At 63.4% G+C, this 13,880-nt stretch carries 12 protein-coding genes and 1 pseudogene; 7 read left to right on the forward strand and 6 right to left on the reverse strand.

Annotation, left to right across the window (positions count from 1 at the left end; all coding sequences use genetic code 11):
* Window positions 1-51 precede the first annotated feature (51 nt).
* The 3 genes from MIAR_RS09765 to MIAR_RS09775 are packed head-to-tail and all read left to right on the forward strand — an operon-like array spanning window position 52 to window position 3,538.
* Window positions 52-1,362 carry a UDP-glucose dehydrogenase family protein gene (locus MIAR_RS09765; RefSeq protein ID WP_285634826.1) on the forward strand — a complete coding sequence of 437 codons (1,311 nt, stop codon included), beginning with the start codon at window positions 52-54 and terminating at the stop codon, window positions 1,360-1,362.
* Window positions 1,362-2,462, forward strand: a complete 1,101-nt coding sequence (locus tag MIAR_RS09770; RefSeq protein ID WP_285634829.1) for a glycosyltransferase — start codon at window positions 1,362-1,364, stop codon at window positions 2,460-2,462. The genes MIAR_RS09765 and MIAR_RS09770 overlap by 1 nt, the downstream gene beginning before the upstream one ends.
* The gene (locus MIAR_RS09775; RefSeq protein ID WP_285634832.1) at window positions 2,459-3,538 is read left to right on the forward strand and encodes a glycosyltransferase family 4 protein; all 1,080 of its coding nucleotides are present in this window, start codon (window positions 2,459-2,461) and stop codon (window positions 3,536-3,538) included. The genes MIAR_RS09770 and MIAR_RS09775 overlap by 4 nt, the downstream gene beginning before the upstream one ends.
* Here MIAR_RS09775 and MIAR_RS09780 read toward each other — a convergent pair.
* The 6 genes from MIAR_RS09780 to MIAR_RS09805 form a co-directional block, all read right to left on the reverse strand.
* Window positions 3,473-4,762 carry a hypothetical protein gene (locus MIAR_RS09780; protein ID WP_285634835.1) on the reverse strand — a complete coding sequence of 430 codons (1,290 nt, stop codon included), beginning with the start codon at window positions 4,760-4,762 and terminating at the stop codon, window positions 3,473-3,475. The two genes, MIAR_RS09775 and MIAR_RS09780, sit on opposite strands and share 66 nt — an antisense overlap.
* The gene (locus tag MIAR_RS09785) at window positions 4,759-5,982 is read right to left on the reverse strand and encodes a polysaccharide biosynthesis protein (RefSeq protein WP_285634838.1); all 1,224 of its coding nucleotides are present in this window, start codon (window positions 5,980-5,982) and stop codon (window positions 4,759-4,761) included. Before MIAR_RS09785 ends, MIAR_RS09780 begins: the two co-directional genes overlap by 4 nt.
* Window positions 5,983-6,011: 29 nt before the next feature.
* Window positions 6,012-7,211, reverse strand: a complete 1,200-nt coding sequence (locus tag MIAR_RS09790; protein WP_285634841.1) for a glycosyltransferase family 4 protein — start codon at window positions 7,209-7,211, stop codon at window positions 6,012-6,014.
* Window positions 7,208-8,080 (reverse strand): glycosyltransferase family 4 protein, encoded by an 873-nt coding sequence (locus tag MIAR_RS09795; RefSeq protein WP_285634843.1) that lies wholly within the window; start codon window positions 8,078-8,080, stop codon window positions 7,208-7,210. The genes MIAR_RS09790 and MIAR_RS09795 overlap by 4 nt, the downstream gene beginning before the upstream one ends.
* A 197-nt stretch (window positions 8,081-8,277) precedes the next feature.
* Window positions 8,278-8,811 (reverse strand): acyltransferase, encoded by a 534-nt coding sequence (locus MIAR_RS09800; RefSeq protein WP_344288875.1) that lies wholly within the window; start codon window positions 8,809-8,811, stop codon window positions 8,278-8,280.
* A gap of 43 nt (window positions 8,812-8,854) precedes the next feature.
* On the reverse strand, window positions 8,855-9,772 hold the full coding sequence (locus tag MIAR_RS09805) for a glycosyltransferase family 2 protein (RefSeq protein ID WP_285634845.1): 918 nt from the start codon (window positions 9,770-9,772) through the stop codon (window positions 8,855-8,857).
* A gap of 187 nt (window positions 9,773-9,959) precedes the next feature.
* On the opposite strand from MIAR_RS09805, the pseudogene MIAR_RS09810 reads away from it, so the two are divergent.
* The 4 genes and pseudogenes from MIAR_RS09810 to MIAR_RS09825 form a co-directional block, all read left to right on the forward strand.
* A pseudogene (locus MIAR_RS09810) lies at window positions 9,960-10,133 on the forward strand (GDP-mannose 4,6-dehydratase); the annotation flags it as partial.
* 246 nt (window positions 10,134-10,379) lie between these two features.
* Window positions 10,380-11,846, forward strand: a complete 1,467-nt coding sequence (locus MIAR_RS09815; protein ID WP_285634848.1) for a sugar transferase — start codon at window positions 10,380-10,382, stop codon at window positions 11,844-11,846.
* A gap of 299 nt (window positions 11,847-12,145) precedes the next feature.
* Complete coding sequence (locus MIAR_RS09820; RefSeq protein ID WP_285634851.1) at window positions 12,146-12,583, forward strand: hypothetical protein; 438 nt, start codon at window positions 12,146-12,148, stop codon at window positions 12,581-12,583.
* Window positions 12,584-12,950: 367 nt separating this feature from the next.
* A complete protein-coding gene (locus tag MIAR_RS09825; RefSeq protein WP_285635743.1) occupies window positions 12,951-13,868 on the forward strand; it encodes a glycosyltransferase family 2 protein in 918 nt (305 codons plus the stop codon).
* The last annotated feature ends 12 nt before the right edge of the window (window positions 13,869-13,880 follow it).

The following is a 13,880-nucleotide window of genomic DNA, read 5'->3' on the forward strand; positions in this document are numbered from 1 at the left end:
CCCCTCCGATAGGGGATGATGGAGGCGTTGCTTTCTGGGGAGGAAAAGTACATGCGTCTTTCTGTGTTCGGCTGCGGCTATCTCGGTGCGGTGCACGCGGCTGCGATGGCATCCATCGGCCATGAGGTGGTCGGTGTCGACGTCGATCCCCGCAAGATCGAGTCGCTCGCCAAGGGCGAGGCGCCGTTCTTCGAGCCCGGTCTGCAGCAGCTCCTCTCCGAGGGCATCGCGTCCGGCCGCCTGTCCTTCACGACGGACGCCTCCGCCGCCGCGGGCGCGAAGGTCCATTTCGTCGGAGTCGGCACCCCCCAGCAGGCCGGCGGCCACGCCGCCGACCTCACGTACGTGAACACCGCGATCGACGATCTGCTCCCCCACCTGTCCGCGGGCGACATCGTCGCCGGCAAGTCGACGGTGCCCGTCGGCACAGCGGCCGAGCTGGCGCCGCGCATCGCCGCCTCCGGCGCCGTGCTCGTGTGGAATCCGGAGTTCCTGCGGGAGGGGTGGGCGGTGCAGGACACCATCGACCCCGACCGCCTGGTCGCCGGCGTTCCCTCCGGTGAGGAGGGACAGCGCGCAGCAGAGGTGCTGCGCGAGGTCTACCACCCGGCCGTCACGAAGGGCACCCCGTTCATCGTCACCGACTACGCCACCGCAGAGCTGGTGAAGGTCTCGGCGAACGCGTTCCTCGCCACCAAGATCTCGTTCATCAACGCCATGGCCGAGATCGCCGAGGCGACCGGGGCGGACGTCACGCAGCTCGCCGACGCGATCGGCCACGACGCGCGGATCGGTCGCAAGTTCCTCGGCGCAGGCATCGGATTCGGCGGCGGATGCCTGCCGAAGGACATCCGTGCGTTCGCCGCGCGGGCCGAGGAGCTCGGGCGGGGCGAGTCGGTGAACTTCCTGCGCGAGGTCGATGCGATCAATCTGCGCCGCCGTGATCGAGCGGTCCAGCTCGTCGTCGACGGACTCGGCGGCAGCGTGTACGGCAAGAAGGTGGCCGTGCTGGGTGCCGCGTTCAAGCCGCACAGCGATGACGTGCGCGACTCCCCCGCCCTCGACGTGGCCGTCCGGCTCAACGGTCTGGGTGCGGATGTCGTCGTGACCGATCCGCAGGCGATCGAGAACGCGCGCCGACTGCACCCGCAGCTGACGTTCGAGGCGGACCGCGATGAGACGATCCGCGGCGCCGCGGCCGTGGTGATGGTGACCGAATGGGACGAGTACCGTCGTGAGCTGTCACCCGAGCACGCCGGGTCACTGACCGACGGACGCGTGGTGGTCGACGGTCGTAACGGTCTGGATGCCGCTGCATGGCGTGCCGCCGGCTGGTCGTACTTCGGGATGGGACGACCCTAGTGACAGGCCTGCTCGTCCACGAGTGGATCGAGTCCTCGGGCGGAGCGGAGAACGTGCTCGAGGCCATGGCGCGGGCCTTTCCCGACGCCGACATCCAGTGCCTGTGGGACGACGCTCCGCACCGTTTCGCCGATCGCACTGTTCGCGAGACGTGGCTGGCGCGCACACCGCTGCGTCGGCACAAGGCGCTGGCGCTGCCGTTCACCATCGGCGCCTGGCGAGGGCTGCCGGCATCGCGCGATTACGAGTGGATGCTGGTGAGTTCGCACCTGTTCGCCCACCACGCGACGCTCGCGGGCCGTGACGTGCCGAAATACGTCTACGCCCACACGCCGGCGAGGTACATCTGGAATCCCGAGCTCGATGAGCGCGGCAACAGCCTGGCCGTGAAGGCCGTGTCACCGCTGTTCCAGCGCATCGATCGCCGGCGCGCGCAGGAGGCCACCGCCATCGCGGCGAACAGTGCATTCGTGCGAGACCGGATCGCCCAGGCGTGGGGGCGTGAGGCTATCGTGATCCATCCTCCTGTCGCGGTCGAGCGCATCCTCTCGCAGAACGACTGGCGCACCCAGGTGACGGATGCCGATGAGCTGCGCCTGCTCGAGCAGCTGCCGACCCCGTTCATTCTCGGCGCCTCCCGGTTCATCCCCTATAAGCGACTGGACCTGGTGATCGCCGCCGGTGAGCGGACCGGTCTGCCCGTCGTGATCGCAGGTCGCGGCCCGGAGGAACAGCGCCTGCGCGCGATCGCCGCGACCGCGAAGGTGCCCGTGCGGATCGTCGTCTCTCCCTCGGATGCGCTGCTCTACGCGCTCATGCAGCTCGCCAGCGTGTTCGTCTTCCCTCCGGTGGAGGATTTCGGCATCGTCCCTGTCGAGGCGCAGGCCGCGGGCACACCGGTGGTGACCGGTCCGGTGGGTGGGCAGGTGGAGACGTTCGTGGACGGTGTGAGCGGGGTCGCAGCCGCATCGACGGATGCCGCGGACCTTGCGGATGCCGTGCGACGAGCGGCCTCCCTGCCGGCATTCGAGGCGCGGGATGCGACCGCACGATTCGACGAACCTGCGTTCCGCGAGCACATCGACCGGTTCGTCTCATGATCGCCGTCAACTGCCGGTTCCTCACTCAGGACCTCACAGGTGTCCAACGCTTCGCTGAGGAGATCACGGCGGAGCTCGCGAGGACTCGAGACGATGTGCGACTGTTCGCACCGCCGGGCGCTCTCCGTCACACGGCTCTCGGCGGACGCGAGGTCGAGCAGGTCGGAACAGCGAGCGGTCACAGGTGGGAGCAATGGGACCTGCCACGCCTGCTTCGCCGCGAGCACGGTTCGCCACTGCTCCTGTCGTTGATGAACACCGGCCCCGTGCTGTACCGGAACCAGGTCGTCACGCATCACGACGTGACATATGTCCGGTTCCCGCAGACGTACACGAAGCGATTCCGCATCGCGTATCGGATGCTTTCGTCGTTGACGCTTCACCACGCTCGCCAGGTCATCACGGTGAGCGAGTTCTCCCGCCGGGAGATCGTGGACGTGTACGGCATCGACTTGGAGAAGATCAGAGTCGTTCCGAATGCCGCTGGATCCGGGTTCCGCCGCCCGCATCTGGAAAGCGGACCCGCGTACTTCCTGGCCGTCGCCTCGTTCCTCCCGCACAAGAACATCGATCGGCTGGTGGATGCCTTCGAGCGATATCGGGCGGAGTCGGGAAGCACGACGGCACTGCGACTCGTCGGAAGTGCACGCCCGGCGTCGATGGCGCGATCGGATGGTTCTCCTCGTCCGACCCCCGGCGTGGAGCTCCTCGGTCGCGTAGACGATCAGCGGTTGCAGGAACTCTATGCAGGCGCCCGCGGGTTCATCTTCCCCTCCTTGTACGAGGGATTCGGCGTGCCGCCTCTTGAGGCGCAATCTGCGGGAGCACCGGTCGCGGCTGCTGACATCCCGCCCCTGCGAGAGGCGCTCGGGGAGTCCGCGCTGTTCTTCGATCCAGGTGACACGAAGTCCATGTCCGACGCGCTCCTGACACTCGACGCTGATGCCGATGCGCGCCAACGGCTCCGCGCCGCGGGACATTCGAACATCGAACGTCAAAGCTGGGAGCGCTCAGCGGGCGGCGTCTCCTCGCTCCTCGACGAGATGATCCGGAGCAATCGTTACGACCGCAATTGATCCCCCCCATTTGGCTGTCATAGCAACCAGAACCATCGCGTAACTGAAGTCCCAGGTCATCACGTCATAACTCGCCATGAACACGCACATTGCGAGCAGGACGAGCTTCCCCCCAGCGTCGACTCGAACAAACCCATTGACCAGGGCGATCGCAAGCAAGACGATGCCAATCACTCCCGCGAACGCAAGGATACGAACATATTCATTGTCGAAGAAGTAGTAGCCAGGATATCCTTGCATGGTACCCGAATTGAAGAGTTCACCACCCGACGCGACGCCCGAGCCGAACATTACTGACATCGGATCACGGTCCAGCAGTCGTGGAACCGAACCAATAACACCGCTCCTATGCAAATAGGACGACGTCTGCTGGACGCCGCCGAATCCTAGCAGTTCGAGGACATCGACAGTGGTGACGGCGACCCCGACTCCCAGAGCCACGACAATGCGAAGCAGCAGCGCCCTTCCCGGCATAAATGCAAACATTGCCGCGGCCACAAGAATCAACGCGACGGCTGCGCTTCTCGTCCCCGATAATGCGACGATCGGAGGTACGCAGAGCAGAAGTAGAAGATACCTCTTCTGCTTCGTGTTTCGATAGAGAATCATGCACCCGATGAAGGCAATAACTGCGAATGTGCCCAGCAGGATGGGATGCCCCATAGTCCCTAGCGAACGGCCAGCCAATTGAGGCACAAGCTCGTTCACACGCCGATGGATATCATCGAATCCGACGTCTCCACGCGGCCATGCGTTGGCCCATGAGAAGCGCTGTTCCGCCACCGTGATGATCAACTCGATCGGAAGCAACCATACGAGGGACTTGAAGACCGTGCTCCGACCCGCCGAATGGTCAGCGAATGCAGCCATTGCGAGCGTCAGGAAGAACGCGAGGCGGACCCATTCACTGATGATGTGTCCAATACCCGAGCCCAGCGATTCAGAAATCGCGAGATAGACTGCGAAGATGACCGCGAATGCCGGGAGTGAAACCTTTACTCCCGGCGCAGAGGTTCCTCGTGCAAGCGAGATCAGAAGCACGAGCGTAAGCAACGCATTGATGGTAATGACGAGTTCTGCGCGAACACCAAAAGTGGGGATCAACACAATCGCTACGACCGCCACCGTCAGTGACGTCTCACGGACGCGATCCGCACGGGAGAAAAGTGCCCGCACAGCCAGCAACAGCACTACTCCAAAGATCAAGACCGCCAAAGGAGTCATGCAGAGCCCAACCGTCCATGAAGCAACATTTGCCTCCTACGAGTAGATACAACGCCGACGATCTGAACTGTCAGCACCACAAGTTCGGCGGAAAGCTCACCAATTGCTCCCCCAATCGGTCCGAGCAGGTGGGAGAAGACCAGGATCGACGGAACGCCCACTATCGCGCCCGCAATCGCGCTCCACATGATGATGCGCACTCGAGACAGGGCAACCAGAGCAAGATTCCCGGTCGCTCGAGAAGTGCTTACGATGACGATGACAAGCGCAAGTACCCAGGCAAGCTCGCTCGGGATGGTCGCGGAACCGGAAAACATCAGACTGGATGCGACCGGCGCAAGAAACCCGAAGCACGCTGCAGCCACCATTCCAAGTAGGACATTCAAAAATATCGCGCTTCGCACTCGACTCCAACGTCGCATTCGGTCCGGCTCCGAACCGACCCACCCCTGCATTCCGTTTGGAACCGATGCCATTGCGCCCAATCCGAGCCTCATCAGCCGCTCACCTGCCGCAAATACTGCAACGCTCGCCGGGCTCACGATGCTCACCAATGTCACCGGGAGCGCGATGTAGAGCGCACTCACGAGCCTTGCAGTAAAGGCACTCGACTGCGCGAATATCGCGCTGATGACCTGGCGCGGCCGATGCTGAACCCGAGGACGTGTCAATCCCGTGCGCGCGACCAGCAGGCCTAACACTGGACCGACCACGCAAGGCAGGAGAAGGCCGACAAGTGCGTACACCATCAACGGAGCCCCCACCAGGAGCAATCCAGCCGCGACGAGTACGCCGATCATGCGGGGAAGACCGTCGGTAACGATCGCGACCCACGGCCGCGATTTTCCCAGATAGAACCATACAGCGTTGAGACCGGCGGCCAGAGATGCGATGGCGATGACGGCGGACTCACTGCGGTATTCCGGCGAGAGAGTATATGCGCTGACTGCAACAATCACGGCCAACGGCGCGAAGACGACCAGTTTTGATTGAATGGACAGAACAAGTATCTGATACGAGTTGCCGGCGGCAGCCCGCGCCACGCGTTGAGGTCCGTTCAGCCCCCATCCCAATTCTCCAATCGCACTTGCCGCCATCCCGATGGACTGACCAATTGCTATTGCGGCCCATGCGGCCGCACCATATTTGAAAGTTACCGCGGGCAGAGCGATAAGGGGGCTAAGTAGCCCTGTGAACGGCAAAGCCAGGTAGCCTACCATCCGCCATCCGCGGACCTTTCGGGAGCTGGTCATTCTAGATATTGCCCATCAACATGGGGCGAAGCCTCCACCGCGCGCTGGAGGTCCTGCGCGACGGACACGGCGCTGAAATCATCGACCTGAATTGCCGCTCTTTGAGTTAAGGCCCTCATTTGCTCCGGGTCTTCGAGCATCTCTGAGACTACGTGCGCCAATGCGCGCTCGTCCGCTGGCGGTACGACCCTGGCGTCCACGCCGTCTTGGCAGAAGTCGTCAAAGCCGCTTCCACTTGTGACAACCAGCGGCGTGCGGCTCGCCTTGACTTCGAGGGCGATATTCCCGAACGCTTCCCAGAGCGAAGGGACCATACAGACTTCAGCCTGAGCCATGGCTCGATACAGGGCGTCGCCACGAACATTTCCAAGGAAGACGACTCGATCTCGAAGGTCAGAATCGATCAGGGACAGGACCCCGTCCGTGCCCCATTCTGGGAGGGTATGACCTCTCGCACCGGCGAACACGAGCTGTAAGCCAGGATGTTTCCGCGCTATGAGGTTGAAGGCGAGTGCTGATATATGTGCCCCTTTCCTCGCTTCCACCCTGCCAGCATGCATGAGTACCGTGCCTTGTGCTGGCCATCCATCCGGCAATGGAGCAGTCGAAGCCCCCGCCCTGACGCGCTCAACATCGATACAGTTGCGTACGACTTGCGCATCGTCCGGCATCTTGAATCTTGCCTTGTACCAGTTGGTGATGGCCACCGAACAACCAATGGTTCTTGACGAGCACCGGACTTGCCGCCGCTCGAGCGCACCCTGTATGCGCGTTTGAAGACTCCGTCGCCACGAACCCGCGACACCCGCAGAGTCTTCGACCTCTGTCATGAGTTCGATCCCGGTCACCAGATTTGTCACGAGCGGAATTCGCGATGGCGCGAACGCCGCGGCTCCCAGCCACTCGGGCGCGAAGATGAGGTCAGGGTTGATCTTGGCGGCCCGACGCCGAAACATGACGGCACGAAGAACTGGTCGAACAAAAGAAGGTAGCCAGGACCACCTACGGTCGACATCCAACTGAATTCCGGGGGGAAGCTCCGGGTTCTCGACCAGCCTCGTGTCGGGGTAGAGGGCAACGATCGGTTCGACTCCGAGGGCCGACAGTTCCGCCAGAACTGCTGCGTACCTGCGCCCTACTCCTCCGGTGAGTTCTGTGACGCCCGCCAACTCTGATAGTGGAATCAGCCACTTCATCGACTTCCCTCCCGTGCACGTGCGGAGCGCTGCACTGCGTCCTCGCAGATCTGAACAAACCTCTTCGCGTTGACCGCCTCCCCAAACTCCGAAACAGCGCGGGCGCGAGCACGTGCGCCGAAATGAACACGCTGCTCCGGCGATGCGAACTGCTTGATCACATTTACCAGTGCTTCGATATCCCGCGGAGGGACGATCAGCCCACCGTCGCCGAGTGCCCAACGCATCGGGCCCACGTCCGTCACCGCAATCGCACGACCAGCCATCATTGCGTCGATCAACTTGGCGGGCAACTGCCCTTCCGACCAGGGATCGGGATGGCTCGGCAACAAGACGACATCGCTACGGTTAACAATGCTCCGTCCCTCTTCGAACGTTGTCCGGCCACGCCATTCCTCCCAGACCCGAGCATCGTCAGGCGCAGTATCGGTGACGACGAGCCGCGTACCCAGGTTCTGAGTCGCTCGAACCGCCTCACGAACTTCGGGCAGACCCTTGTGCGGATGGTTAGTCCCCACGAACGCGATGACGGGAGCGGTCCGGGTATGCGCTTCACCCTGAATCTCTTCAGAGCGCGCGTGTGGAATGATCATGCCGCCGTGCCAGTTCTGGAGGACAGGATTGCTCACGATATGCGGATATCGATCGACAGCGAGTCGAATCTTCGTATCTGCCCAGTACTTGCGGGGTTTGAGGATCTGGCGGGCTGCGAGACGGATGAATGGCAGCGGAGGGAGATCCGGATCATCGATGTCTACGATGAGTGGCTTGTGAAGTCGACGCGCCAGGGGCTCCACAATTCCCATGGAGGCAGGCACCGGCTTGACTGCGATCACCAGGTCGGAACCAGCGATCGTCTTCTCAAGCAAGGCAGCACCGCCTGCTTCCCCAACTCCAACGCAGTCCGCAACCAGCTCCTCCTCAGCTAGGGGAGCCCAGATCTCTCCTCCTCCTGCTGACGCTACGACGACTTCCATCCCGCTGAGCCGCGCGAGACGCCATAGAACGTGGGTACGCCCGAGGGAATTGGATGAAAAGTTCGGCGTCACCAGTGTCACCCGACGGATCAACCGCGCCTCATTTCAGGACGGAATTGTGTTTCGCGGACAGAATCGACCTTCTCGTGGTAGGTGGAACCACGCTTGTCCGCCTCCGTCGGCCACTCCGCTACTCGGCCCATCAGATCATCCCGTGAAGCAACGATTCGGGCTGGGTTGCCTGCCACTACGGATCCAGGAGGAACGGACTTGGTGACGACCGAACCCGCGCCGACGATGCTTCCGCTTCCGATGCGGACGCCCGGCATGAGTATGGCTCGCGCGCCAATGAAGCAGTCGTCGCCAATTGCCACCGGCGCGTATCGATAACGTCGGCCTCGATCGTCCGAGTACAACCAGCCCGTTCCATCGTGTGTGAGTACAGTCACTCCAACGCTGACAGTTGTTCGATCGCCCACGCTCACCAGCCACGGTTCGCTCGCCGCGAGATTCGAATATATCCGACAGCCGACGCCGATCGTGACCCCTGCGTCTCGCGACGCAAACTCATCCCCCTTGAGCATCTTCAGTAGGCGATACCGAAGAAATTTCCAATCTGCCATCGTTCAGCCTCCGCCCATCCCCCAGTGATTCGAAGACGATCAGTCAGCGATCTCTCCCCTGAGCATCCGGCCTTCGTGTTGTTTCTCGCATCGCAGCGATCAGTCCATCCAGCCTACCCAGTGCCGACTGGACCCCGACTCGCCACCTCAGTTGACGCCGCAGCGACAGGATGATCGGTCCGATGATGGCGCGTATGCGACGCCCCACTGGGAAGCGCCAGTGTTGCAGTAAGTAGCCGTACCCGTATCCATAGCCTCGGGCTTTGCTTGCCTCTGCGCCTGGAGACAGCCCGTACCCTTGGGTCACTCCCATGACTCGGAGTTCTGGAAGCCACCGGACACTCAGTGGGCCTCGTTGCATCATTCGCAGAAGCAGATCCGTGCCTTCGCCGCTCTGCCGCTTGCCCGATGAGCCTGTGCCGATCATCTCGTCGAAACCTCCGACTTCAAGTAGCCGCCGCGCCGAGACAGTCATGCCAGCCTCGATGATCGAAAACACCTCGGCCAGTGTCAGCTCGGGTGGGCGAACAGCCGGTGCTGCATTCCTGACACCGAGACCATCCACGTAGCTCATCGCGCCGACATCAGCACCCCCCAAGTATTCACCGAGCCGCTCAAGAAGTCGCTCTGGGTAGGTCGAGGTGTCATTCGGGAACAAGTAGTGGGTGATATCTGACGGAGATGCATTGATCGCATCGTTACGCCCGGCGGAGAGCCCACGACTTTCCGTCCTGGTCAGGTGGATAGGCAACCGGGACTCGAACTCCCTAACAACATCGGCGACAAGGGTAGAAGTCCCCTGGTCTGCGATTCCAACCGCGTAAGGGGGTTCGGTCTGTGTAGCGAGGCTCTGAAGGAGCTCGCGAAGTTCCGGGCGCATACCCAGAGTCGAGATCATCACGCCGAATCGCGGACGCGAAGCTCCGTCGGTCTGTTCTTGTCTCGCCGCTTCCTGGTTCATAGCAATCGATCAGATCGTACCGACGTTCACCTCATTCAAACGTCTCGTGGCGCGATCTTGTCACGCTCAGACGCAAAACCAGTCGCTCGATTGCTCGCCCATCGCACTGCGCGGAGGAACTCAGCACCCTCAGCGACCTTGACTGATCCCCCATCCGGACAACGATCATCCTGTAGAGGAGCTATCAGTGGAACGCGCTCTCATCGCGAGCATCACTGGTCAAGACGGCGCGCCCGATGACGTTTACAACCTGGCCGTGCAGTCCCACGTTCGGGTCTCGTTCGGCGAGCCGGAGCACACTGCCAACACCGCCGGCACGGGAACCATCCGATTGCTCGAAGCAGTAAGACTCCCCGCGGTTGTTTCCCTGACTCTCAGTTGGGCCAACCTCATCTTGATCGAGTTTCTGAGGTGTGCGGCTGCAGAGCATGCTGTTGAGGAGATATGCATGCCGCCGACTCACGTGCGAGAATGAGCGCGATGCTGAGCGCACCCGTTGCGCGGCGTCATCGCGAGGCCGACCGAGGGGGTCGCCGCTTCGAACCACCGACGCGCGAGGGAAACGCGTTGTGCCTTGGGGACGGCTGAAGATGAGTGAGCACACAGTATGAGCGTCATGTCACACGCGGCATCCGCGACGACACGCGTGGAGCGACAGCAGCGCCGGTACAGCACCCGCCTTGCGATGACCGACACCGCGGTTGTGATTCTTGCAGTGTTCGGAGCGCACCTTCTGCGGTTCGGCTTCAACAACGAACCGCTGACGATCGGCGATCGCACCTTCGATGTCGAGATCGGCTACGTCGTCACCTCACTTCTGTTCGTACTCGGATGGCTGGTCGCGCTCCAAATGTTCGGCACGCGCGAGCCGTCCGTGCTCGACGGCGGCTCGACCGAGTATCGACGCATCGTCGACGCGACCATGAGAGTCTTCGGCGGGATCGCGATCCTGGCACTTCTTTTTCAAATCCAGTTCGGCCGGTTCTACCTGCTGATCGCGCTGCCGTCAGGCTTGCTACTGCTGATACTCACTCGATGGCTGTGGCGAAACTGGCTGCGTCATCAGCGGAATGCCGGTCACTTCCTTCAGCGCGCGATCGTGATCGGCGACCGCGAGAAGGCGACTCACATCGCCGACAAGATCGTCAGAGAGCCGCAGTCCGGCATACGCATCATCGGCGCCGTGACCACTCACGGCACCCAGGAGCCGCTTCTGAGGGACGTGCCCGTGCTCGGCGACTTCGATGAGGTTCTCGACATCATCGACTCTCACAACGTCGACTCAGTGATCCTCTCCACATCCGATGCGATCACTCCCAAGCGCACCCGCAAGTTCGGCTGGGCGCTCGATCAGAAGCGCATCGGCCTGATCGTCGCTCCGGCACTCACCGACATCGCCGGTCCTCGCATCCACACCCGACCGGTCGCCGGCCTCCCGCTGATCCATGTGGAGTACCCGCGCTTTGAGGGCCGCCAGCGCATCGCCAAGCGCACCTTCGACATCGTCGGCTCTCTCGGGCTGCTCGTCCTGTTCTCTCCTGTGATGATCGCCGTCGCCCTTGCCGTGAAGTTCACCAGCAAGGGCCCGATCTTCTACGCGCAGGAGCGGATCGGCCTCCATGGCAAACCGTTCAAGATGTTCAAGTTCCGTTCCATGGTCGTCGGCGCCGACGACCAACTGAAGTCGCTGCTCGATCAGCAGGGCACCTCCGACAAGCCGCTGTTCAAGGTCAACGACGACCCGCGCATCACGCCCGTCGGACGGTTCATCCGCCGGTACTCGCTCGACGAACTGCCGCAATTCGCGAACGCCCTGATCGGCACCATGAGCCTCGTCGGGCCACGCCCGCAGCGTGAGGCCGAGGTGGCTCTCTACGACGAGGACGCGCACCGCCGACTGTTCATGAAACCCGGCATCACCGGCCTCTGGCAGGTCAGCGGACGCTCGGACCTCTCCTGGGACGATGCGATCCGACTCGACCTCTACTACGTCGAGAACTGGTCGATCACCACCGATATCGTCGTCGTCGCGCGTACGGCGGCCGCCGTGGTCAAGCCCTCCGGGGCGCACTGAGGACCGGCAGCTCCCGCGAAGCGGAAAAGCGGGGCACCAGATCCCAGGGGGTGTGACCTGATGCCCCGCAGATGGTGCCCGCAGCGCAGAGCGCTCCCCACAGCAGCTCCGCCCGCTCCCGCTGGGAGGGAGCGATTCGCAGTCCCCCAACTGTCGGCCGTGGACACTCACCTCATGAGACGCCGACACCGCCGTTCCGTGACGCACGGTCGCAAAGGTCGCCCGATCCTGTCGCGAATCGAGCCCAACTCGCGATGGGCAGCGCGTGATGAAACGCTGTCAGCGCACTCTCTTAAGGCATGACCATCCTCGGCGAGCGCAGTGAGGCGCTCTCGCACGCCCAGACTCGCGCGTCCATCGCCGGCCACCGCGCGAGCTTCGACGCCAGCATTGAGCGCGAGCTGCGCCGCGGGGCGGCTCTGGGCATGAGTCTGCCCAGCCCGATGTGGGATGTGCTGAACGTGCTCGTGGAGCGCGAGCTGCGCCTTGCCACGACCACCACCGAGCAGACCCTGCTCACCGCGGTGCCGATCTTCGGCCTCTTCCGCAGCGCCCGCTGCGAACGACGTCTGAACTGGCTCATCCAGCGCGGCTTCGTGCGTCGCGAGCGCTCCGTGCTCCGCCCTACCGTGGCGGGCATCGCGGCGGTCCGGCCCATCTCATCTCTTCCGGGATCGCAGCGCCCCTCCATGGAGCTCTTGCGCGAACTGCGGCGCGGGGAGATCGGAACCGTCTGACCAGGAGAGACGGGGCGCCGATTGAGGGATCGGCGCCCCGTCGGGTGCTCCCCGCGGCGGAGTCCCCCAACTGGCCGCGGGGTCTCCCCTGGGACGGGAGTGGGCTCGATGCTCCCCCGAGCTACGAGCGCGCAGCACCCATGGAAGAGACCCGACGGGGCGTGATTCATTACGCGGGTCGCGGGAATCGGGTATCCGAGTGATGAAGTTCTCCCGTCTTCCCGCGCCCTCCGCCGCCCGCTAGCATGAACTCACTGGGTCGAGGGGACGTCCGCATGGGTTCTGTGGTTGAGCGCGCCTCCGCGCGAGACGGCCGCGCTCCCGCTCTCGACGCGCGCCGGCGACCGGTCGCGGAGGAGGTCACGTGATGCACGATGCAGATGCTGAGCCGAATACCGCGCCCGCGGTGTCCGTGATCATCACCTCCTACGACTCCGGCGACTTCCTGGCCCGGGCCGTTCGGTCCGTGCTCGCGCAGACCGTCGACGACTACGAGATCATCGTCATCGACGACGGCTCACGCGTCCCGCAGCCCGAGATCGCGCATCTCGACCCCCGTATCCGCTTCCATGCCCAGCGGAATCGCGGTGTGTCGGTCGCGCGCAATGTCGGCGTCTCACTGGCCAGAGCCGAGCTGATCGCATTCCTCGACCACGACGACATCTGGTATCCGACCAAGCTCGAACGCCAGCTGAGACAGGTCACGGAGTTCCCGGATGCCGCGTTCTGGTGCACGGGATTCGACTGGGTGCGCGGCGACTCGATCACGCCCAGCGGCATGGGAGAGCTCGACTACCCGGCCATGCTGCGAGGCACCACCATCCTGCCCAGCACGGTGATGATCCGCCGCAGCGACTACCTCGCGATCGGCGGCCACAACCCGCTGCTCACCCACGCCGAGGACGGCGACCTCTTCCTGCGCCTGGTCATGGACGGCGCTCGCCCCGCCGTCATCCCCGACTCGCTCGTCCGCTACGAACTGCACGAGGCCAATGCCTCTTCCGACTATCGCTCCATCGCCGACACCGCGTTCGATCTGCTGCGCCGGCACGGCGAGCGTGCCACGCGCCGCGGCGACGCCGACGTACTGCGGGCGGTCGCTGCAGGCCGTGCGCGCGCCCGGGAGCTGTACTCCTACCAAGCGATCGACGCCGCGCGCAGCGCGCACGGCGTCGATCGCCTCCACCACTTCGGCTTCGCGCTGCGGACGAGCCCGCGAGTCGCCGTGCACGCCCTGCGCAAGACGTTCCAGACCCGCCTTCTGCGTCTTCTCCGGCGCGGCTGATCCGCCACGTCG

The sequence above is a fragment of the Microbacterium arabinogalactanolyticum genome (assembly GCF_030268005.1).
GTDB classification, from domain to species: Bacteria; Actinomycetota; Actinomycetes; order Actinomycetales; family Microbacteriaceae; genus Microbacterium; species Microbacterium arabinogalactanolyticum.